Origin of the sequence: Streptomyces sp. NPDC059994, assembly GCF_042737755.1 — a bacterium.
Lineage (GTDB): Bacteria > Actinomycetota > Actinomycetes > Streptomycetales > Streptomycetaceae > Streptomyces.
The window spans coordinates 15,213-36,126 of the sequence record NZ_JBHWUR010000065.1 but is presented as its reverse complement, the minus strand read 5'-3'; the positions used below and the strand labels follow the sequence as shown (position 1 = coordinate 36,126).

Sequence of the window (20,914 nt, the reverse complement as noted above, 5' to 3'; positions counted from 1 at the left end):
GGAAATCGCTGGTGGGGACTGCGCCCACCGGATTTCGTCAGAGTTTCAACGTTGCCTGGAGGCGGAGATTCGCCTGCTGCAAACTCGTCAGCCGGGTGCGCATGGCCAGCGTGTGGTCGGTCCAGGACGTCTTCACGGCCCGGTGTGCGGGCTGGCGGATCAGCGAGGCGACCGGGGCCGCGCCCGGCTGCGCGGGGACCGGCCGGCTGGGCGTTTCCAGCGACGGGTCCTCGGCCAGGATGGCCTGCTCCAGGGTGCGCAGTGATTCACCGGGGTCGATGCCCAGTTCCGCCGAGAGGAGCGTCCGGGTCTCGCGGAACTGCCGCAGCGCGTCCGCCTGCCGCCCCGAGCGGTACAGGGCGAGCATCAGCTGGCCGCACATCTGCTCGCGGTACGGGTTCTCGGCGACCTGCCGGTACAGCTCCCCGACCACCTTGCGGTGCCGCCCCATCTGGAGCTCCAGGTCGACGCACTCCTCCAGGACGGAGAGCTGCTCCTCGCGCAGCATCGTGGCGGCCTGGCGCAGCACCCTGCTCTCCAGGCCCGCGGCCACCGGGCCCTTCCACTGCGCCAGGGCCGAGCGGAACAGGTCCACCGCCTGCTCGGGCTGCTTGTCGCGGGCCGCCCGGCGCCCGAGGGCGGCCAGGTGCTCGAAGCGGGCCAGGTCGAGCGCGGTGCTGGGCAGCCGGATGCGGTACCCGGCGGGGTGCGTCTCGATGAGGTCGCCCACGCCCGCCCCGACGAACTGGCGGCGGATCGCGGACACACAGATCCGCACCTGCCCCTTGGCGGAGGCGGGCGGGGTGTCCTCCCAGATGGCCTCCAGGAGCCGTTCGACCGGTACGACGTGTTCGGCTTCCAGTAAGAGCGTGGCGAGCAGTGCCTGCTGCCTAAATCCGCCCAGGCGGACCTTACGGCCCGCGCATTCCACTTCAAGTGGGCCGAGTATCCGGAAAGTGAATGCTTGGTTTCCCGCTGACTGCATTGGCTGAGCCCTCCCCAAGTCGGCGTTCTAGCAAGACTTTTCGGCCTCCGGCGGCCTTTTTCGGCCGCCGGACGCAATTCCGGCCCGGCCGATGCGGCGGCCGGGCGGAACGTCTTCGGCAAGGATTTCAGATGGCCCGTGGAGTACGCGTCGAGCAGCCCGTCTAGGGCCTGTCCGGTGGATCTGGTCGGCCTCGGCCCGGGGCGCCTGTTCGGTGCTGGTGAGCGGGGGTCTGGTGCTTCCCCAAGCTCTCAACTTCGTTCGAGCAGGGGAGACCCCAATGCTGCAAGGCGGAGGAGGGCGTCGACGCGGAGCGTCGGCAACCGACGACAACGCCGCTGGGGGTCCCCCCTGGCCCTCAAGGCCTTGGGGGAGGGCGTGCCAGACCCCCGCGTGCCGACCAGATCCACCGGACAGGCCCTAGCGTGCCGGGGCGGCGGTGGGCGCGGCCGTCGCGGGGGCGGCCGCCGGACGGTTGATCCGCAGGGAGAGCGCGAGGACGCCCAGCGCCACCACCCCCACGGTCAGCGCGGCGTAGCCGACGCCCGAGGCGCCGTCGGCGGAGTACCCGGCGGCCCCGGCCACGCCGCCGGTGCTGATGCCGATGTAGATCGTGCTCTGGTGCAGGCCGAGCAGGAGCGGCGCGGACTGCGGCGCCGTCGCCACAAGGCGCATCTGCTGCGGCACGTTGATCATCCAGTGGCACACGCCCCAGGCGGTCGCCATGGCGATGCCCGCGGCCAGCGACTTGGAGAGCAGCGGGGTGAGCGTGGCGGCGGTGACCAGGAGCGGGGCGGCGACCGTGATGGTCCGCACCGGCCCGATCCGGTCGGTGAGGCGCCCGGTGAGGAGGTTGCCCGACACCGCCCCGATGCCGAAGCAGAGCAGGATCAGCGAGGTGCGGCCCGCGTCGCCGCCGGTCGCCTTGTCCATCACCTCGTCGATGTAGTTGTAGACGGTCCAACTGGTGCTCAGGCAGAGCCAGGTGGCGATCAGCGTGACCAGTACGCGCGGCTGCCCCAGCGGTGCGAGCCGGGCCCGCAGGGTCGTCGCCGCCTGTCCCTTGAGCTGCGGGACGGTCGCCGCGATACCGGCGGTCGCCACCGCGGTCAGCCCCACCACCAGCCACAGGGCCGCGCGCCAGCCCGCCTGGTCGCCCAGCCAGGCGCCCAGCGGCAGGCCCAGCACGATGGCCGCGGTCAGCCCGCCCACCACCAGCGCCGCCGCCCGCCCGGCCCGCTCCGGCGGCACCATCGCCCGCGCCACGGCAAGGGAGTTGGCGGTGTACATGGAGGCACCGGCACCGGCCACGACCCGCCCGGCCATGGCCCAGGAGTAGTCCCCGGCCACGGCGGTGAGCGCGTTGCCGACCGCGAAGACGCCCAGGGCGCCGAGCAGCAGCTGGCGGGGCGGCCGGTGCCCGGTGGCCGCCGCGAGCAGCGGTCCGCCGATCGCGTACGCGAGCGCGAAGGCGGTGATCAGCCAGCCCGCGGTGGTGCGGGAGACGCCGAAGTCGTCGGCCATGGGGTCGAGGATGGGCGCGATGATGAACGTGTCGACGCCCATCGCGAAGTTGCCCAGGGCGAGGACGAGCAGCCGTAGACGCACGGTGACTCCTTGGAGATGTGCGGGGAAGGGGCGGGGACGGTCTGTCGGGGTGCGGTCACCCGTCGGGCAGGAGCTTGATCCCGGCGCCCAGGCCCAGGCCGAGCCGCTCGATGAGTTCCATGCACAGCAGCGCCATCTGCTCCAGGACGTGCGCGTTGCGCAGATCGCCCGCGTCGAGGCCGCGCAGCCCCGCCCGGTCGATGAGCTCGATGACCGGGATCTTGGCGCTGTAGTCGTCGCCCGCCACGAACACGTCGAGATGGGCGCCGTCGACCCGGCCGGCGAAGAGGGTGGCCGCGCAGGCGGTGTTGAACGCCTTGACGACGGAGGACTGCGGGGCGGCCCGGGCGATCAGCTCGGTCATGCTGGGGCCGGTCCGGCCGAGCGCCGCGTTGCCGGCCTCCTCCACCGGGTTGGTGGTGTCGATGAGGATCTTCCCGGCGAGCGCCGAGCGGTGGTGGACGACGAAGGCGAGGGTCTCCTCGGTGCCCATGGCGAGCGTGATGAGCTCGGCCTCCAGGACGCTGTCGACGTCGTGGGCCTCGACGCTGCCCCGGGTTCCCGCGCCCGCGGCGGCCGCCGCCCGTACCGCGCGCTCCGGGGAGCGGTCCGCGAGCCGTACGGTCTCGCCCGCGAGCGCGAACTGCCGTGCGGCGGCCCGGCCCATGGGCCCCGCGCCGATCACCCCGACACTCACGCCGACACCCCGCTCGGGAGTGCCGCGGGGGCGATGTTGTGGTTGACGCGGAACATGTTCCCGGGGTCGTACCGGGCCTTGAGCGCGGCGAGGCGTGCGTAGGAGCCCGGGGTGAAGGCGGCGCGTACGTGCTCCTCCCCGGCCGAGGAGTCCAGGAAGTTGAGGTACTTGCCGCCGGTCGCCCAGGGCGCCAGCCGGTCGAGCAGCAGGTCGTCCGCCGCCTGACCGGACGGGCGCGGCCCGGGGGCGACGGTGAGCAGGCAGTAGCGCGCGTCGCGGTTGCCCACCGCGTTCTCGTGCCGCACCGGCTGGCGCAGCGCCCCGCCGAGGTGGCGCAGCTCCACAAGCCCGAGCGGGCAGCCGGAGCCGGGCCCGGCCAGCGCGAGGAGCCGCCCGGCCGCCGCCCGGTCCAGCTCGCCGAGCATCATGGTGCGCTCGTGGTACGTGTACGGCTCGGTCGGATCGCCGTGGATCGAGGCGACCTCCGCGTACGGCATCTCCCGTACGGTGTCGAGCACTCGCTCCCCCAACTCCCGCAGCGGCATGACCAGTTGGGCGCCCTCTGTCGCGGCGCCGGTGAACGCGATCCGCACCTGGGTGACGAAGCGGCCGCGGATCTCGGCGGGCAGCGCCGGATCGTCGGGGAAGCGCACCAGGGCGAGCGAGGAGCTCATCTCCCGCGGCACCAGCGCCGTCCACTCCAGCCAGGCGCGCAGCACGGCCGGGGCCATCGCCCCGTCGAAGGTGAGCGCCCCGCCGTACACACGGCGCACCGGCATCAGGCCGATCTCCATCGAGGTGACGATCCCGAAGTTGCCCTTGCCGCCGCACAGCCCCCAGAACAGCTCCGGCTCGCGCTCCTCGTCGACCTGGCGCAGAGCGCCGTCGGCGGTCACCACGTCGAGGCCGCGGACGTGGTCGGCCGCGTACCCGAAGGTGCGGGCCAGCACCGCGAGACCGCCGCCGAGCGTGTACGAGACGGCGCCGACCAGCGGCGACGAGCCGTTGAGCGGGGCGAGGCCGTAGGCCGCGCCTTCGTGGACGACCTGCTCCCAGAGCACCCCGGCGGCCATGCGCGCGGTGGACCGGTCCGGCGCGATCCTCAGCCCGGTCATCCGGCGGGTGGAGACGAGCACCGCGCCGTCGGCGGCCCTGGCCGCGCCGTGGCCGGTCGCCTGGACCGCGACCGGCAGCCCGTGCCCGGCGGCGAACCGGACCGCCGCCGCCACGTCCGCCGCCCCGGTCGCGCCCACCACCAGTGCGGGGCGGTGTTCCAGAAGGGTGTTGAAGCCCGCGCCCTCCTCGGCGTAACCGTCCTGCCCGGGAAGGAGAACGGGCCCCCGCACGGCGGCGGCGAGCCCGGCGACCTGGTCGGCGTGGAAGTGCGGGGGGTGCTGGACGGCGGATCGCACGGTGGGTGCCTCCTCATTCGGCGCGGGGTGGGGGGCGGGGTCGGCGTGGCGTCAACCATCGTGGGTCGCGCGGCGCCCCGGGCGACATCCCGAGATCAAGGTGTTGGCACGGCGTGGACCCCCTCAACTGAGGGGGGTGTGCCGGGGCGTTGGGTGAGGGACGATGGCGGGGTGGAGGCACACCCGAAGACAGCCGCCGCCGCTTCCCCGCCGCGCACCGGGAGGCGGGGCGAGCCGAGCGGATTTGTGGAAGGCCGCTGCGGTACCGCGCCCCTTCAGGGGCGCGGGGCTGTGACACGTGCGGGCTCCGCCGCGATGGGGGTCCCCCCTGTTCGAGCGAAGCCGAGAACCTGGGGGAGTGCCCAGCCACAGACAGCCCGCAGCCGACGAACGCCATCCCCGGCGCAGCGCCAAGGAGTACCGGCCCCGTGACCGTCCCCAGGAACGCGAGCACCACCCACGCCATCGACACGCTCCTCGCCGCCATCGGCGCGGCCCCCGACGCCCTCGCCCTGTTCGCCACCGCCTCCGAGCAGCTGCGCCGCCTCATCGCGTACGACGCCTCGGTGTGGCGGGCCACCGACCCGGTGACGGGCATGATGACCTCGCCGATCCGGGTGGAGAACCTCACCGAGGAGGGCTGCTCGGTCTACTGGGAGTCCGAGCTGCTCTCGGAGAACATCAACCTGTTCCGCGATCTGGCCCGCGCCCCGCTGCCGGTGGCGGGGCTGCGCGAGGCCACCGGCGGGCTGCCCGGCCGCAGCGCGCTCTACCGCGACTTCCTGGCGCCGCGCGGCCTCGACGACGAACTGCGCGCCGTGCTGCGCGTGGGCGGCCACCCGTGGGGCCAGGTCAGCCTGTTCCGCGCGCAGGGGGCGCCGGCGTTCGGCGCGGACGACACCCTGGTGGTCAAGGAGCTGTCGGCGGCGATGGGCCGACGTCTGCGCTCGTTCACCGAGCCGTCCGCCGAGCCGACCCCGAGCCACGGCCCCGGCCCCGGTCTGCTGCTCTTCGACGCGTCGGGCCGTCTCCTTTCGGTCAACGACGAGGCCCGCGAACTCCTGGACGACATCGTCCCCGGCCCCGCGACGCCGACCCCGCTGGGAGTGTCCGTCCCGGCCTGGATGCACAGTACGGCGAGCAAGGCCCGTGCCATCGCGGCCGGTTGGGACAAGGGGGTCGCCCGGGTGCGGGTGCGCAGCAAGGGCGGCCGCTGGCTGGCCTGCCACGCCTCCTGCCTGCGCGGCGCGGACGGCGAGCTGGGCGCGTCGGCGGTGGTGATCGAGCGGGCGTCGATCTCGGAGGTCGCCCCGCTGATGGTGAAGGCGTACGAACTGACCGACCGCGAACTGGAGATAACGCAGCACATCGCCCGCGGTCTGGGCACGGCGGAGATGGCCGGGAAACTGTTCCTCTCACCGCACACCGTCCGGGACCATGTGAAGGCGATCTTCGAGAAGGTCCGGGTGTCCAGCCGCGGCGAACTGGTGGCCAAGCTGTTCACCGAGCACTACGCGCCGCTGGGGGAGGAGTCGGAGCAGCGGGTGTGGGGGTGAGGGGCGGAGGCCGTGGTCGCTCCCGCGCACGGGCCGGGCGACCGCGCCTTGCCGACTGACCGGGCACCGACTGGCCGGGCACCGACTGATCGGGCACCAACTGATCGGGCACCGACTGACCGGGGACCAACTGATCGGGCGGCCACCGACCGGGCGGCCACCGACCGGGGACCAACTGATCGGGCGGCCACCGATCGGGCGGCCACCGATCGGGCGGCCACCGACCGGGCGGCCACCGACCGGGCACCAAATGCCGGATCCCGCTGGATCTCCATGACTCCCCCCTTCCGCCTCCACACAATGCGCACATAGGTTGGGCGCGGAACGCTGATGCCGACGCGTCCGGGGGTCCGGGGCCGGGGGAGGCTTGTTGTGGCGAAGAGGACGACGGCTGCGGCGGCGCACTGGGGGCCGGGCGACGAGGGGGGCGACTCGGGCGCCCTGAAGATCCTCGAACTGCTGGCCGCGCAAGCCTCGTTGGACGACATCGACGAGGTGCTGGTGCGCGCGCACGACCGGGGCGCGACGGCGGACGAACTGGCGGTCATCCACCGGGCGGGCCGCCTGGGCCGTACGGTGCACGGGTTCCTGGACCGCCGCCGCAGACGCGAGGCGGACCTGGCGGCCCTCCTGGACACGGCCCGCGAACTGGCCTCGTCGTGCGACGTGGACGGCCTGGTGAAGACGGTGGCCCACCGTACGAGGGCGCTGCTCCAGGTGGACATGGCGTTCGTGGCGATACTGACGACGGGTACGGGCGACTCGGTGATACGAGCCTCGGCAGGAGCCACGACATCCCTGCACATAGGCCTGCAACTGCCCGGCGGGTACGGCGTGGGCGCGGTGGTGCGGGCGACGGGCGCCCCGTTCTGGACGTCGGACTACCAGTCCGAGACCCGTATGGACCACGATCCGGCCCTGGACGCGGCGATCGCCCGCGAGGGAATCCGCTCGGTACTGGCCCTGCCGCTGCACCACGCGAGCGGCACGGTCGGCGTGCTGTACGCGGCCCACCGCGACGTACGCCACTTCGAGCCCGACGAGGCCGCGCTCCTCGGCTCCCTGGCGGACCTGGCGGCGGCCGCGATCGACAAGGCGCAGTGGCTGGAGCTCTACAACGCCGAGGTGGCCAAGCTGGAGGAGCACAGCGCGCTGGCGATGGAGACGATCGAGACGGAGCGCTGGCTGGAGGCGGTACGCGACCACATCATCGGCTTCGCCCTCTCCGGCCAGGGCGTGGCGGGCCTGGCGGCGGAGGTGGGCGTACTCCTGGACGCGGAGATCCTGATCCGCGACCACCGAGGCCGGGCCCTGGCGGGCCGCGAGGACACCTGGCCCCCACTCCCCCCACCGTCCCCGTCCCCCCGCACCCCCATGCTCCTGGACGCCGGCACCTGGCAAGCGGCGATCTGGGCCGGCACGACCTGGCTGGGCCACATCCTGGCCCGCCCCCGCACCACCCTCACCCCCGAGGGCGAACGGATGCTGGCCTATGCGGGGCAGGCGGTGGCGCTGGCTGTGGGAGTGGGGAGGGGGGCGGCGGGGGTCGGGGGCTTCGACAGCCACTGCGCGTGAGGCCGGGCCGGGGGCCGGGAGGGGGGAGCTGGTGCGCGCCCGGCTCGGGGAGATGATCGTCGGCGCGGTGATCCACGACGCGTACGAGCCGGGCCGCTGGTACTACGCGTTGGTGGCGCCCGGCGCGTGCGGCCAGCAGACCGCACCCGACGCGTGCCGCCTGGACGAAGGGACCTGGCTCGGCATCCCGGCCCTGCACCGCACGGCACGCCCCGGCGCCTACTGGATCCGCCCACCCCGGCACCGCGAGGTCTTCTGCTCCGAGGACGGCATCACCGAGACGATCCGCCGCGGCCGTGCGGGAATCGCGCAGCCACGCGCCCTCCCCGAGCTCGACAGCATCGGGCAGGCCTGCCGCGCGCTCTTCGACGACAACACGCACGAGCCCGGCGCGCAGGACGCCGACGACTCGGCCACACGGGCCCGGGACTTCCTGACGGCACTCCTGCCCGTGGCACAGGAGGCGGTCGCCCAACTCGCCCTCGACCACGGCACGCAGGCCCGGTTCGCACGCGGCATCACCGAGGCGTACGGGCAACTGGAGGCCGACAGCTCGTCCCTCGACCTCGCACGGCGGTACGCCCACGCACGGCGGCTGGCCCGCTGCTGCCTCGACCAGGTGCGGCTGCTGCGCGAGCTGGATGCGCCGGCCGGTGAACTTCAGTCCCGCTGAGATCGCTGTCCGCGCTGGGGCTCCCGCGCGGCCCGTGGGCCACCGGCGAAGGTGGCTCCGCGAAAGGGCGATCAGCGCTTCGGCGGCTTGACCCATCCCCTCTTGACCAGCTGGTCGCAGTGCCACTTGCCGTACGCCCGGCTCTCGCCGTGCTGAGCCGTGGCCTTGATGCAGTCCGCGTAGGGGAACGGAGGCCCCTGAACAGGGGAGGCGGGGGCGGCCTGGGCGGTCGCCGCCGCCACACCGAGCCCCCCGGCAGCCACAGCCACAGCCACAGCCAGGGCAAGGGCCATGCTCATGCGACGCACAAAGTTCTCCTCTTCTCGCGCCGAAGCGGAGTGCTCCGGAGATCCACGCCGTCTTGCCACAGCTCGACCGCCGAACAAGATCAGCCCTTACTCAACGAGGGAGGCCGTCAGCAGGAAACCGCCCATCCGCTGCGATTCTCCGGCCGTGGCGGTGGCCGAACCGGCTTCGTGAGCGGGCTGTGCATGACGACGGCGTTACCGCGTCACCGCCACGCCTGCAACAAACAGCGCGCCCGCCCCACTGGGGCGAACGCGCTGGTCAGACACTGTGCCCCCGGCGGATTCGAACCTGCGGCACCGGCTTCAGGGGGTTTCCTTGGGCGGGCCTGTGACCTGCGGAAACCCCGGCCTCGGGATGTCTGGCCTGGGAGAACACCCCTCCACCGTTCGCGCATTCACGGGGTTTCCCGGCCTCACGCGTGCTGAACCCATGCCGCCGGCTCGAAGTGGACGCCCCTGACGGCGACCTCCTCGCCATCGACGAGGAGCACGCCGTTCTCCTTGTTTGTCGTACTATGCGACGTGCCGCACCCATGTGTTCCGGGCTGACCTGCCATGCGGCATATCGGTCAGTCGTGGCTGCTGTCGGTGAGGATCTGTGGTGGAAGGCGCCCTCGGATGATGAGACTCGTTGCCCAGGACGACAAGCGGGTCGTTGCCGTGACCGAGGCGCTCGCCCCGTATGCGTGGCGGACGCTCACGCCCGAGGCCGTCTGCCGCCGCGCGCTGGCCGCCGTCGACCCGCACCGGATCGGTGGGGCAGACCGGGTCGCCCGCCAGGACGAGCGGATCGCGGTGCTGAGCGACTTCCTGGCCGGCTGCCCGTGGCGGTCCCTGACCGCGGCCGGACTGAGCCGGCGGCTGGTGTCCGTACTGGACGCCTGGCGGCAGGAGAGCCGGTGGCTGGAGATCCAGTTGCACTGGCCCCGGGACGGCGTCTGACGGGCTTCGGACCGCGGGCCTGCGCTTTTATTGGCGGGCCATGTGCATCCGGATCTCGCTCTCGGGGTCGGTGATCAACTCGCCCGACAGGTCGACGGTCACCGTGTACAGGGTGCCGTCGAACCGGAAGGGCGGCCTGTAGTCGGCCGTGACGGCTGAGCCCGGGTTGGCGCCGCAGGTCATGCCGCCGGGGTTGAACATGAGCGGAGTGGTGACCGGGATCTGGGTCTCGCCGACCAGGCGGCGGTCGATGTAGAGCTGGGCGCGGCCCGGCATGCCCTTGCCGTGGGCGATGTCCGGCTCCCCGGTGGGTTCGAATTCGAAGCGCAGCTCGTGGCGGCCTTCGGGCACGTCCTCGGTCGAGGAGACGCTGTACAGGGCGCGCCGGAGGTAGTTGTGGGCGTAGTGCAGCCTGCGGCCCTTCATGTAGAAGGTCCAGCCCCCGACGTTGGTGCCCTGGCAGAGGAGCACGCCTTCGGCGCCGTCGGCGGGGATCTCGACGTCGGCGGTGACGCTGAACGGGCGGTTGAGTACCCGGGGCACGACCGCCGCGGGCAGGGTCTGCGTGCCGGGCCGGAAGAGGTAGCCGGTCCGCGGCGCGGAGATCTGCGGCCGCTCCACCAGGCTCCGCTGCACGCCGCTGCTGTCGACGGGCAGGACGTTGTACTTCCCGGCCTGCACGTACCACATCGAGATCATCTCGATGAGCTTGCCGCGGTTGTCGGCCGCGCGGTCCTGGGTCTCGGCGAAGTCCTCGGCGACGTGGTAGAGCTCCCAGTGGTGGGCGTCCAGCTCTCCCAGTTCCTGTGCCGTGATGGGGGTTCCGAAGGGCCTGCCCGCCTCGGCGAACGAAGGACCCGGCCAGGGACACACCGCACGCCAGCCGTCGTGGTCGATGGCGCGGTGACCGAGCATCTCGAAGTACTGCGTGCGGTGCGCTGTCGGCGCGGTCGCGTCGTCGAAGGTGTGGGCGAAGCTGACGCCGTGGAGGGGCGACTGGGGCACGCCCTTGAGGGTGGCCGGGGGCTCGATGCCGAGTACGTCGAGCACGGTGGGCACCATGTCGATGATGTGGGCGTACTGGCCGCGTATCTCGCCACGGGCCTTGATGCCCCGGGGCCAGTGGACGACGAACGGGTCGCTGGCGCCGCCACGGTATGTTTCGCGCTTCCACCGTCTGAAGGGGGTGTTGCCGGCCCAGGTCCAGCCCCACGGGTAGTGGTTGAACGTGTTCGGTCCGCCGAGCTCGTCGATCGACCTGAGGCTTTCCTCGATCGGCTCGGAAGCGTTGTTGAAGAACTGTCCCTCGTTCGTGGTCCCGGTGACGCCGCCCTCGGCGCTGGCCCCGTTGTCGGAGACGAGCATGACGAGGGTGTTGTCGAATTCGCCGGTGTCCTTCAGGAACTGCAGGAGCCGCCCGATGTGGTGGTCGGTGTGGCTGAGGAACCCGGCGTACACCTCCATCATCCGCGTGGCGAGGCGTCGGGAGTCGGGGGACAGGGAGTCCCACTCCGGGACGTCGGGGTCGTGGCGGGACAGCCGCGCGTCCGCGGGTACGACCCCTAGCTGCCTCTGGCGGTCGAAGGTGGCCTCGCGGTAGGCGTCCCAGCCCTCGTCGAACTTCCCCCGGTAGCGGTCCGCCCACTCCTTGGGCACGTGGTGCGGCGCGTGCGTGGCTCCGGTGCAGAAGTTCAGGAAGAACGGCTTGTCCGGGGCGACCTGTTTGGCGTCGGCGATGAAGGAGATGGCCTTGTCCACCAGATCCGGGGTGAGGTGGTAGCCCTCCTCCGGTGTGGCGGGCGGTTCCACCTGGTGGTTGTCGTAGACCAGGTCCGGGTACCACTGGCTGGTGTCGCCGCCGAGGAAGCCGTAGAACCGGTCGAAGCCCCGGCCGAGCGGCCAGCGGTTGTAGGGACCGGCGGCGGACTCGTCCTCCGAGGGCATCAGGTGCCACTTTCCGATCATGTAGGTGTTGTAGCCCTGCTCCACCAGCATCTCGGAGATGAAGCCGTTCTCGAAGGGGATCCGGCCGTGGTATCCCGGATAGCCCGTGGCGAATTCGGTGACACACGCCATCGCGTTGGAGTGGTGGTTCCGCCCGGTGATGATGCACGAACGCGACGGCGAGCACAGCGCCGTCGTATGCATGTTGTTGTACAGCAGTCCGTTCGCGGCGAGCCCGTCCATGTGGGGGGTTTCGATCGGGCTGCCGTAACAGCCGAGTTGCCCGAATCCGGTGTCGTCGAGCGCGATGAACAGGACGTTCGGCGTGCCCGGGACAGCCCGCATCGGCTGTGGCCAAGCGGGCGTCGATTCCTCTGCCGTGCGGCCGATCACTCCGGGAAACGCGGCCCCCTGCTTGTACTCGTTCGTCGCCATGTGCCTGACCACCTCCGACCGTGCCAGTCGTACGAAGCCGACGCCTGGAACGTCGTACGACGCCGACGACTGGAACGCTGTGTCGCTGCCTGCGGAGAGAAATGTCCGATGCGCCGCCGGGTCTCTGGTGCGGCCGGTCGTCGCAAGGAGCCGGTGCATCCGACGGTCACGGGTCGTAGGGGAATACGGCGGTGCAGACCGAGCGGAGGCCGAGCGGCTGGCCGAGGCAGGTAGTGCCGGGTCTGCCCGTGCGAGTGGTGTCAGAGGCCGCTCCGCTTCCCATGCTAGCCAGTGAGCAGCGCGCGGGCCATTTGGCGGTATTTACGTCGCAGTTGCCGGCCTTCTGGAAGACCTCGTCCATGTGGCGCAGGCTCACCGTCACCGATCCGCCGCGCAGCCGGCAAGGCCGAAGGTTTATGCCCCACCAACCGCGCTCCGCGGACCTTGGCCTCCTCGGACGCGTCCCCTGTCCGGCGCCGAACTTGTGTGCCTGCCCACGTCGGCGCCCATGAATCCTCCGTTGCCCGCCGTTGCCCTACCGTGCCGTGGACGAGTGCCCGGCATCTCCGTCCTCGGGTACGCCACCCGATGCAGGCGACCGTGGGCAGTGCCATGCGGCTTCCGGCCAGGGCGAGCGCGACGGGCAGCATCCGGATCACCGTGAGGCTCAGTACGGCATAGGTGATGAACCACCAGTCGAGGTCTTCCGGCGTCGGCCCGAGCAGGACGGCGCCGAAGACCAGGAAGCTCAAGGATGCGAGAAGTCCGGCGAGATGCTCAGCGAGGTCGGTGGTGCCGTCGGTGGCCGACGCGTCCGCCGGTGCGCTGCGCCGCGGGGAGACGCCGAAGGCGAAGCCGGCCACCCAGGCTGGTCCGATGGGCTGCTCTCAGCCCCCGATCAGGTATGGAGGACCTTCTCCTTGGCCTGGCGGAACTCCTCTTCGGAGATGTCGCCGCGCGCCCGGATCTCCGAGAGCTTGGCGAGCTGGTCCACCTCGCTGGCCGGTCCGGTTGCGCCGACGGTCTCGCGGATGTAGCGCTCCGTCTCCTCCAACTTGGCCCGGGCGTGCTCCTGTTCACGCCTGCCCATGTCCTTGCCGCGGGCGACGACGTAGACGAAGACGCCGAGGAACGGGAGGACGATCGTGAAGACCAGCCATGCCGTCTTGGTCCATCCGCTCATGGTGTCGTCGCGGAAGATGTCGACGACGACGCGGAACAGAAGGAAGATCCACATGACCCACAGGAAGATCCACATGACCGTCCAGAAGGCCCCGAGGACCGGGTAGTCGTAGGCCAGGTTCACACTGCTGTCCATTGCTTCTCCTGGGTGGTGTCATCCGTGCCGAGGTCGCGGTGCGTGTGGGAGGAAGGGCCCCAGGGCCGTTACCGGGCCCGGCCGGGGCTCGCCGCCCCGGCCGTGCCGGTCGTCACTCCTCCTCTTCGGGGAGTTCCAGCCCGAAGGCCTCGCCGATGGCGCGGGCGGCGGACACGACACGCGCGCTGCCCACCACGGGGGCTATGGCCACGAGCGTTCCCTGGATCTTCTCCAGCGGCACGCCGGCTTCCGCGGCGGTGCCGACGTTGAGCAGGTACGAGGGAGCCGAGGCGTCCATGGCGACCAGAGCCGCGATGCGTGCCAGCAGATACGTCTCCTGATCCAGCCCGGACCGCTCGAAGGTGTCGAGCGTCATCTGGACGAGCGTCTCGAACACAGGCGCGTTCGCCTCGGCGAGGGCGGCGACGCCGCCCGCTCCTGTCGGTTGTTCAGCCATCTCAGGCTCCTTTCCTGGTTCTGGCGGTTGGGGTGACGTGCGTCTTCAGGAGAGCCCCGACGCGTACCGACCCGCATCACCCGGGGCGAATGACACCGGAGCCGGCCCGGCCGGCTCCGGCTGGGGGCGTGTCACTTGTCGAGGTGTCGACGTGAGTTCGCGGCATGCTCACAGCCGGTCGGCTGTCCGGGCGTCACTCGGAGGCAGCACACGGTGGGGAAGTCGCGGTCTTCGTCGGGCGTTTCACCGAACTGGCGGAGCGCTTGGCCGTGACGCCTGAGGACATGCTGGTGTCTGACAACCAAGACCGGCGATACCGGATATTCGAGGATGTACTGCGCGGTCAGTACGCCAACGCCCGGCAGGTAGGGCGTTGTTGGGGCGGGGGCGGTCTCAACACGCCTTCGTCGGCCGCCTTCGCGTCCGTGAGCAGGGCTCCACCCTGCGCTGGTCGGGGGCTCCCGCGGTGACGGTTGACGCGGTCCATGGTTGCCACCCGCTCCATCACCGACCCTGAGCCGGTCAGAGACGCGTTTTTGCGCTATCTCCTCCTGCCACCATAACCAGGGCGTGAGGACGGCGCATTGCCAAGTGGTGGGTCGTCCTGTCCGCCGCCCGCCCCGCATCCCGGGGAAGGGGAAGCAGGGCGGTGGACTTCGAGCCGGACCCCGTGCCCCGTGGCCGCCGCGAGCAGTTCTCCGAGCGGCAGCTCCAGCCCGCTTTCCGGAGACGCGTTCGAGCTGCGCCCAGCCCGCCCACGCCACGCAGCCTGCGGTACCCCTGGCCGGTGGCGCCCCTCGGGTACGGGGGAACTGCCGCCCTGACCGACATGCGCATCCCCCGGTCGGGTGGTGGACTGGATGAGGGGGTGGTCCTCACCTCTCCGTCCTCGCGGCCACGGCATCGGAGCGCCCGGCGAGGCCGGGTGCCGAGTTCTCCGCATCAGGAGGAAATGCCTTGAGAAGCGAAAGCGACGAATTCGACGACGTGGGCCCCATCGACTACCTGGTGGTCGAGTACCCGGGCAAGAGCCCCACCGGCGAGGCCCTTCCGTACCTCGTCGACCTGGTCGACCGGGGCCTGATCCGGATCCTCGACCTCGTATTCCTCCGCAAGGACGCCGACGGCTCCGTCACGGCGATCGACATGGCGGATCTCACCCGGGACGGAAGCACGAACCTCGCCGTATTCGACGGAGCCACTTCCGGACTGCTCGGTCAGGACGACATCGAAGAGGCAGGTGAGGCGATCGACCCCGGGAGTACGGCCGCCATCGCGATGTACGAGAACCGCTGGGCCGCACCATTCGCCCGAGCCCTGAGGCGTAGCGGCGCCCGACTGGTGGCCGCCGGAAGGATCCCCGTACAGGACGTCATCGCCGCACTCGACTCGGCGGAAGCCGCGGCCGGCACTCGGCCGTGAACAGTACGAAGATCACAGGAGGTGCGACATGCCCGGTCTCCTTCGCGGCGTCGCCCGCACCGCTGTCGTAGCCGGTACGGCGACGGCCGTGTCCAACCGCGTGTCCCGGAGGCAGGCGGGCCGGTGGGCTCAGCAGGACGTAGAGCAGACCGCGCCCGCGCAGCCGCCGTCCGCATCAGGATCGACAGAAGACAAGATCGCCATGCTCAAGGAGCTGGGCGAACTGAAAGCACAGGGCGTGCTGACGGAATCGGAGTTCGAGGACCAGAAGCGTCAGATCCTCAGCGGGTGACCACCAGCCGCTGCACGCCGGACCTTCTTGAGCTCGCCCGTCTCCGCAAGAACGTCGCTACCCGGGATCAACTGCCCGTAGTAGTCCTGGTACTCGGGGCCGTGTGCGGCCCGCGTCATCGACTCAAGCCGGTCGATCACCTTCTCGTACCCGGCGCCGGCCAAGCTCATCCTTGACGGGCATCCTGCACGGCTCCCCGCCATCCGCGAGCACGGCATGGGTGCCATAGGTGTGCCGCAAGCGCAGAGGCCCTCCCGTCCGACGGACGGAAGGGCCTCTGACCTGGTGTTTCTCTGTGCCCCCGGCAGGATTCGAACCTGCGACACCCGCTTTAGGAGAGCGGTGCTCTATCCCCTGAGCTACGGAGGCGTGTCCGGGATGCCCGCGTGGTGGGCAGCCCAGGACAGGGTAGCGGATGGCGCTGGGACGGCGGGGGCGGGCGGGCCGGTGCGGGGGTGGACCGGTCCGCCCGCCGTCTGTGGGGCGGGGTGCGGGCGCCTCCCGGGAAGGAGGCCGGGAGCGCGCCGCCCCGCCGGAGGGCCCTGGGCCGTGGGGTCGGGCCCCTTCGATACGTCGGCCGCGTCAGCGGTTCAGCGCCGGCTCCTCCCGGAGAGGCTGCGGCGTCGCCGCCGGCGCCGGAGCCGACGGGCGCGGGCGGCGCAGCAGGACCGCGCTGACCACCGCCGCCAGCAGCATCACCGCCGCCGAGATGGTCAGGCACAGGTGGATCCCGTCGAGGAACGCCTGGCTGAACGCGTGCAGCATCCGGGGCGTGTCCGCGCCGAGGTCGATCGCGTGGACCGCGCCGAAGCCCCCGCTGTCGACCGCGCCGGTCACCCGGTGCCGCGCGTCCGCGCTGAGACCGGCGTCCGACAGGTGGCCCGGCAGGGCGTCGCCCACCTTGGTGGTGAGCAGCGCGCTCATCAGGGCCGGGCCCAGCGCCGCCCCGACCTGGCGGAACGCGTTGCTGCCCGCCGCCGCCATGCCCGCGAGCTGCTGCGGTACGGAGTTGATCGCCGTCGCCGTCATCGGGGCGAAGACCGCGCCGAAGCCGATGCCGAGGATGGTCAGGCGCCAGGCCAGGGCCGTGAACGACGTGTCCGCGTCCATCGACGTCAGGGAGAGCAGAGAACCCGTCGCCAGCAGCAGGCCCGTCGTTATCAGGATCCGCGCCGACACCCGGTGCATGATCTGGCCGAAGATCGGTCCCGCCACCATCGCGGGGACCGTGAACATCAGCATCCGGTAGCCCGCGTCCAGCGTGCCCAGCTGCTGCACCTGCCCCAGGTACAGGCTGAGGACGAAGATGAAGCCGATCAGGCCGAGGAAGCTGATCATCGCGACCAGGGCCGTGGCGCTGAACGCGGGGGAGCGGAACAGCTTCAGGTCCAGCATGGGGCTGTCGCTGCGCAGCTCGGTGATGACGAAAGCCACCAGTGACGCAGCCGACAACGCCAGCGCCACCAGTACGCGGGTCTCGGTGAACGAGCCTCCGCCGCCCTCGATCACCGCGTACACCAGCGCCGTGATCGCGACCGCAGCCGTGATCTGGCCCGGCCAGTCGAGCCTGCGGGCCCCGGCGGCGCGCGAGTCCGCCACGTACCGGGCGGCCGCCGCCATGGTCAGCAGCGACGCCGGGATGGGGGCCAGGAAGATCCAGCGCCAGGCGGCGTTCTCCAGGATCAGGCCGGAGATCATCGGGCCGACGGCCAGCGCGCCCATCAGGGACGCGGTCCACAGGCTGACGTACTTGGAGCGCTCGCGCGGATCCGGCACCGCGTGGCTGATCAGTCCGAGGGTGGCGGGCAGCAGGGCGGCGGCCCCGATCCCCGCGAACGCCTGCCCGGTCCACAGGACTTCGACGCTGTCGAGGCCGTCGGCGCTCAGGGCTATCGCCGCGCCTGTCGCACAGAAGGCGAGCCCGGCCTGGAAGACCTTGCGGCGGCCGTGTACGTCACCGACGACTCCGGCGGTGAGGATCAGCGCCGCCATCGGCAGCACGAAGGCATCCGTGACCCAGGACAGGTCGGCGGTCGAGGCGCCGAGGCTGCGCTGGATCGTCGGCAGGCTCACCGAGACCGTGGTGACCGGCAGGTAGGCGACGAACACACCCACGCAGGCCATGGCGATGGTGGCGGCGCGGCTGTCGCGACCGCCCCTCGCCGTGGTCGTGGCATTCACTGAGTACTCCTTTACGTCCCCGGGGAGCCGTCCTCGTCGGGGCGGTGGGGGAGGGAAAACTGACGGCCGGTCAGGGGAGGGGGTGTGCGGCGGCTCCGTGTCGGGCAGAGCCATGAGCCCGGAGTCACAGCCCAATGCCACAGACCAGAGCTCCCAGATCAGAGCTCAGAACCTCAGAGCCTCGTGCTGACCTCTGTCAGGTGGCAGCGGCCGATCTTCGCCCCCACCACCGTGAAGTGCATCGCGATCGGGTTCAGGCTCGTGTCGCAGCGGGCGAAGCCGGTGACGACCGCGTCCTGGCCCAGAACCAGGAAGTCCCGGTCGGGCACGAGGACCTTGCCCAGCGTCGAGAAGAAGAGGGAGATGTCCGAACGGGTGGAGCCGGGGCCGAGCGCGCCGGCGTTCGCGGCACCGGGGGCGAAGAAGTCGACCCGGTCCGCGAAGAGGTCGAGCAGGCCCGTGTGGTCCCCGGCGCGCTGCCGGGCGAAGAACGCCTCGACCACCGCCCGTGTGGTCGGAGACGTGAACGCGCGCGGCTGGGTGGGGTGTTGGGCCATCGGACGGTCCTCTCGACACGTAGCCGCTCGGTCGGCGTTCCGGCTCTGGTGGTTCCCTTTTTCGGGTGAGTCCACTCTGCGCCCGTCCGTATGTAGAAGTCCAACATCTACATTTTCTGCGAACTATAATCAGCGGTTATGGAGCTGCGTCAGCTGGAGTATTTCGTCACCGTCGCCGAGCTGGCGAGCTTCACCAAGGCGGCCGACGCCCTGCACGTCGCCCAGCCGGGAGTCAGCGCACAAGTGCGCAAACTGGAGCGGGAGCTGGGCCACGACGTGCTCGACCGCTCCAGCCGTACGGTCAGGCTCACCCCGGTCGGAACCTCCGTCCTGCCGCACGCGCGGGCCGCGCTCGCCGCGGTCGCCGCCGTCCGTCAGACGGTCGACGAACTCAGCGGTCTGGTACGGGGCCGGGTCACCATCGGCACCGTCATCTCCATGGGCAAGACCATCGATCTGCCGGGGCTCCTCGCCTCCTTCCACGAGGCGCACTCGGGGGTGGAGATCGGGCTGACCGAGGACAGCTCCGAGCACCTCGTGGAGGCCCTGCACGCGGGCCGCATCGATCTCGCGGTGATCGGCCGCACCGGCACCCGCCCGCCCGGCATCACGCTCTACGACATCGTCAACGAGCCGCTGGTCGCCGCCGTCGGCCACCAGGACCCGCTGGCCGGCCGGGGGCGCGTCGGCCTCGCTGAGCTCGCCGACCGCGCCCTGATCTGCCTCACCCAGGGGACGGGGCTGCGCAGTGTCGTGGAGGCGGCGTGCGCGGGGGCGGGGTTCCGGCCGCACATCGCCTTCGAGGCCGCCGACCCGCACGTACTGGCCCAACTCGCCGGGCGGGGCCTCGGCGTGGCCCTCATCCCGGCGTCGCTGGCCCGCGCCAACGAGGCGGAGGTCGACCTCGTCGAGATCGACCGGCCCAGCATCCACGGCAGCCTCGCCCTCGCCTGGCGCACCGGCGGCCCGACCAGCCCCGCCGGGGCCGCGCTCATCGCCCACGCCCGCGCCCGGCTGCCCCGGGCGCGTTGAGACCGGAGCAGCGCCGGGCGGGGACGCCCAAGCCGGACTCCGTCAGGTCCGCGTGCTCTCTCGCCGGTACTTGCCAAAGTCCCCGGTACTCGGTTGCCAGTGCGCCGGGCCCCGGAACAGGGTCGCAGCAGGACAGGACCCCGGGCCACCGGCACGTACACGCAGACGCAGCACTTGGAGGACGAGCGATGTCGGAGACCACCCAGCCGCAGGCGTTCCAGGACGACGCGGAGCTCCGCAGGAACAACCGCGCCATCGTCGAGCAGTACATGAACTGCCGCGGTGAGGACCGGCTGAAGCGCCATCTGCTGTTCACCGAGGACGGCGTCGGCGGCCTGTGGACCACCGACACCGGCGAGCCCATCGCCATCCGCGGCCGCGACACCCTCGGCGAGCACGCGGTGTGGTCGCTGAAGTGCTTCCCGGACTGGGTGTGGACCAATGTCGAGATCTTCGAGACGCAGGACCCGAACCGGTTCTGGGTGGAGTGCGACGGCGAAGGAAAGATCCTTTTCCCGGGTTACCCCGAGGGGTACTACCGCAACCACTTCCTCCATTCCTTCGAGTTCGAGAACGGAAAGATCAAGCTGGAGCGGGAGTTCATGAACCCGAACCAGCAGCTGCGCGCGCTGGGAATCCCGGTTCCGTCGGTGAAGCGCGAAGGAATCCCCACCTGATGCACGAGTACACGGTGGTGGACGCCTTCTCGCGTACCCCGCTCGAAGGCAATCCGGTGGCCGTGTTCTTCGACGCCGGGGACCTTCCGGCCGAGGCGATGCAGCGGATCGCCAAGGAGATGAACCTCTCCGAGTGCACCTTCGTGCTCCCGGCCGAGCAGGGCGGCGACGCACGCATCCGGATCTTCACGCCGGTCAACGAGCTGCCGTTCGCCGGGCATCCGATCCTGGGCACGGCGGTCGCCATCGGGCGCCCGCGCAAGGCGGAGCGGCTGCTGCTTGAGACCGCCATGGGCGCCATCCCCTTCGAGCTGGTCCACGACGACGACGCCACCTCCGTACGGATGCTCCAGCCCACCCCCGTCTGGGAGCCGTACGAGCACGCGGAGGAACTGCTGGCGGCGCTCGGCCTGGAGGCGTCGGTCACGCCCGTCGAGGCCTATCGGAACGGGCCCCGGCACGTACTCGTCGGCCTGGAGAGCGTCGAGGCGCTCTCCGCCCTGACCCCGGACCACAACGCGCTGCGCGCCTTCCCCGACATGTCGGCCTACTGCTTCGCGGGCTCCGGCACGCACTGGCGGTCCCGGATGTTCTCCCCGGCGTACGGCGTCGTCGAGGACGCGGCGACCGGCTCCGCGGCCGGGCCGATGGCGATCCACCTGGCGCGCCACGGCCTCGCCGCCTACGGCCAGGACCTGGAGATCCTCCAGGGCGTCGAGATGGGCCGGCCGTCCCCCATGTACGCGAACGCCGAGGGTGAGGGCGACCGGGTCGGCGCGGTGCACGTCGGCGGTCACGGTGCGGTCCTCGCCCGCGGCACGATCTATGTGTAGAGAGGCTGTC

21 protein-coding genes and 1 tRNA gene are annotated in these 20,914 nt (G+C 71.3%); 9 read left to right on the top strand and 13 right to left on the bottom strand.

All coding sequences use genetic code 11. The features are described from left to right. Nucleotides 1-37 precede the first annotated feature (37 nt). The 4 genes from ACFWA7_RS26905 to ACFWA7_RS26890 form a co-directional block, all read right to left on the bottom strand. Nucleotides 38-985, bottom strand: coding sequence for a BTAD domain-containing putative transcriptional regulator (locus ACFWA7_RS26905; RefSeq protein WP_385825581.1), 948 nt, complete (start codon nucleotides 983-985; stop codon nucleotides 38-40). A 420-nt stretch (nucleotides 986-1,405) separates the two neighbouring features. Further along, entirely contained in the window at nucleotides 1,406-2,593 is a 1,188-nt protein-coding gene (locus ACFWA7_RS26900) for an MFS transporter (protein WP_385825579.1), read from the bottom strand. A 55-nt stretch (nucleotides 2,594-2,648) separates the two neighbouring features. Continuing rightward, complete coding sequence (locus tag ACFWA7_RS26895) at nucleotides 2,649-3,290, bottom strand: NADPH-dependent F420 reductase (RefSeq protein ID WP_385540186.1); 642 nt, start codon at nucleotides 3,288-3,290, stop codon at nucleotides 2,649-2,651. Continuing rightward, nucleotides 3,287-4,702 carry an FAD-binding oxidoreductase gene (locus tag ACFWA7_RS26890; protein WP_385825577.1) on the bottom strand — a complete coding sequence of 472 codons (1,416 nt, stop codon included), beginning with the start codon at nucleotides 4,700-4,702 and terminating at the stop codon, nucleotides 3,287-3,289. The genes ACFWA7_RS26895 and ACFWA7_RS26890 overlap by 4 nt, the downstream gene beginning before the upstream one ends. 428 nt (nucleotides 4,703-5,130) lie before the next feature. Between ACFWA7_RS26890 and ACFWA7_RS26885 the strand changes: the two genes are divergently transcribed. From ACFWA7_RS26885 to ACFWA7_RS26875, 3 genes are all read left to right on the top strand, one after another. Continuing rightward, nucleotides 5,131-6,258 carry a LuxR C-terminal-related transcriptional regulator gene (locus ACFWA7_RS26885; RefSeq protein WP_385825575.1) on the top strand — a complete coding sequence of 376 codons (1,128 nt, stop codon included), beginning with the start codon at nucleotides 5,131-5,133 and terminating at the stop codon, nucleotides 6,256-6,258. Between the two features lie 372 nt (nucleotides 6,259-6,630). Then, entirely contained in the window at nucleotides 6,631-7,833 is a 1,203-nt protein-coding gene (locus ACFWA7_RS26880; protein ID WP_385540192.1) for a GAF domain-containing protein, read from the top strand. Between the two features lie 31 nt (nucleotides 7,834-7,864). Beyond that, the gene (locus ACFWA7_RS26875) at nucleotides 7,865-8,506 is read left to right on the top strand and encodes a DUF6415 family natural product biosynthesis protein (RefSeq protein ID WP_385540194.1); all 642 of its coding nucleotides are present in this window, start codon (nucleotides 7,865-7,867) and stop codon (nucleotides 8,504-8,506) included. A gap of 71 nt (nucleotides 8,507-8,577) precedes the next feature. Here ACFWA7_RS26875 and ACFWA7_RS26870 read toward each other — a convergent pair whose 3' ends face one another. Further along, nucleotides 8,578-8,814: a hypothetical protein gene (locus ACFWA7_RS26870; protein ID WP_385825573.1), complete on the bottom strand. Its 237-nt coding sequence runs from the start codon at nucleotides 8,812-8,814 to the stop codon at nucleotides 8,578-8,580. Nucleotides 8,815-9,432: 618 nt separating this feature from the next. Here ACFWA7_RS26870 and ACFWA7_RS26865 point away from each other — a divergent pair. After that, nucleotides 9,433-9,756, top strand: coding sequence for a hypothetical protein (locus ACFWA7_RS26865; protein WP_385540198.1), 324 nt, complete (start codon nucleotides 9,433-9,435; stop codon nucleotides 9,754-9,756). A 27-nt stretch (nucleotides 9,757-9,783) separates the two neighbouring features. On the opposite strand, the gene ACFWA7_RS26860 is transcribed toward ACFWA7_RS26865, so the two are convergent. The 4 genes from ACFWA7_RS26860 to ACFWA7_RS26845 form a co-directional block, all read right to left on the bottom strand. After that, entirely contained in the window at nucleotides 9,784-12,135 is a 2,352-nt protein-coding gene (locus tag ACFWA7_RS26860) for an arylsulfatase (RefSeq protein ID WP_385540200.1), read from the bottom strand. A gap of 284 nt (nucleotides 12,136-12,419) precedes the next feature. Next, on the bottom strand, nucleotides 12,420-12,998 hold the full coding sequence (locus ACFWA7_RS26855) for a hypothetical protein (protein ID WP_385825571.1): 579 nt from the start codon (nucleotides 12,996-12,998) through the stop codon (nucleotides 12,420-12,422). 35 nt (nucleotides 12,999-13,033) lie between these two features. After that, nucleotides 13,034-13,453: an SHOCT domain-containing protein gene (locus tag ACFWA7_RS26850; RefSeq protein ID WP_385540202.1), complete on the bottom strand. Its 420-nt coding sequence runs from the start codon at nucleotides 13,451-13,453 to the stop codon at nucleotides 13,034-13,036. Between the two features lie 112 nt (nucleotides 13,454-13,565). Continuing rightward, nucleotides 13,566-13,910 carry a carboxymuconolactone decarboxylase family protein gene (locus ACFWA7_RS26845; protein WP_385540204.1) on the bottom strand — a complete coding sequence of 115 codons (345 nt, stop codon included), beginning with the start codon at nucleotides 13,908-13,910 and terminating at the stop codon, nucleotides 13,566-13,568. Between the two features lie 957 nt (nucleotides 13,911-14,867). On the opposite strand from ACFWA7_RS26845, the gene ACFWA7_RS26840 reads away from it, so the two are divergent. Together ACFWA7_RS26840 and ACFWA7_RS26835 are read left to right on the top strand one after the other, a co-directional pair. Further along, a complete protein-coding gene (locus ACFWA7_RS26840) occupies nucleotides 14,868-15,332 on the top strand; it encodes a DUF6325 family protein (RefSeq protein WP_385540206.1) in 465 nt (154 codons plus the stop codon). 28 nt (nucleotides 15,333-15,360) lie between these two features. Continuing rightward, entirely contained in the window at nucleotides 15,361-15,624 is a 264-nt protein-coding gene (locus ACFWA7_RS26835; protein ID WP_385540208.1) for an SHOCT domain-containing protein, read from the top strand. Here the strand turns inward: ACFWA7_RS26835 and ACFWA7_RS26830 are convergent. The 4 genes from ACFWA7_RS26830 to ACFWA7_RS26815 form a co-directional block, all read right to left on the bottom strand. Further along, a complete protein-coding gene (locus ACFWA7_RS26830) occupies nucleotides 15,606-15,794 on the bottom strand; it encodes a hypothetical protein (RefSeq protein WP_385540209.1) in 189 nt (62 codons plus the stop codon). The genes ACFWA7_RS26835 and ACFWA7_RS26830 overlap by 19 nt on opposite strands. Before the next feature lie 126 nt (nucleotides 15,795-15,920). Continuing rightward, nucleotides 15,921-15,993 (bottom strand) — tRNA-Arg (locus ACFWA7_RS26825). Between the two features lie 213 nt (nucleotides 15,994-16,206). Then, the gene (locus ACFWA7_RS26820) at nucleotides 16,207-17,805 is read right to left on the bottom strand and encodes a DHA2 family efflux MFS transporter permease subunit (RefSeq protein ID WP_385540211.1); all 1,599 of its coding nucleotides are present in this window, start codon (nucleotides 17,803-17,805) and stop codon (nucleotides 16,207-16,209) included. A gap of 173 nt (nucleotides 17,806-17,978) precedes the next feature. Further along, on the bottom strand, nucleotides 17,979-18,362 hold the full coding sequence (locus ACFWA7_RS26815; protein ID WP_371653242.1) for a nuclear transport factor 2 family protein: 384 nt from the start codon (nucleotides 18,360-18,362) through the stop codon (nucleotides 17,979-17,981). Nucleotides 18,363-18,500: 138 nt separating this feature from the next. Here ACFWA7_RS26815 and ACFWA7_RS26810 point away from each other — a divergent pair, with 138 nt between their 5' ends. From ACFWA7_RS26810 to ACFWA7_RS26800, 3 genes are all read left to right on the top strand, one after another. Next, the gene (locus ACFWA7_RS26810; RefSeq protein ID WP_385540214.1) at nucleotides 18,501-19,394 is read left to right on the top strand and encodes a LysR family transcriptional regulator; all 894 of its coding nucleotides are present in this window, start codon (nucleotides 18,501-18,503) and stop codon (nucleotides 19,392-19,394) included. Nucleotides 19,395-19,582: 188 nt separating this feature from the next. Beyond that, nucleotides 19,583-20,071 carry a PhzA/PhzB family protein gene (locus tag ACFWA7_RS26805; RefSeq protein WP_385540216.1) on the top strand — a complete coding sequence of 163 codons (489 nt, stop codon included), beginning with the start codon at nucleotides 19,583-19,585 and terminating at the stop codon, nucleotides 20,069-20,071. Further along, complete coding sequence (locus tag ACFWA7_RS26800; RefSeq protein ID WP_385540218.1) at nucleotides 20,071-20,904, top strand: PhzF family phenazine biosynthesis protein; 834 nt, start codon at nucleotides 20,071-20,073, stop codon at nucleotides 20,902-20,904. Before ACFWA7_RS26805 ends, ACFWA7_RS26800 begins: the two co-directional genes overlap by 1 nt. Nucleotides 20,905-20,914 lie beyond the last annotated feature (10 nt).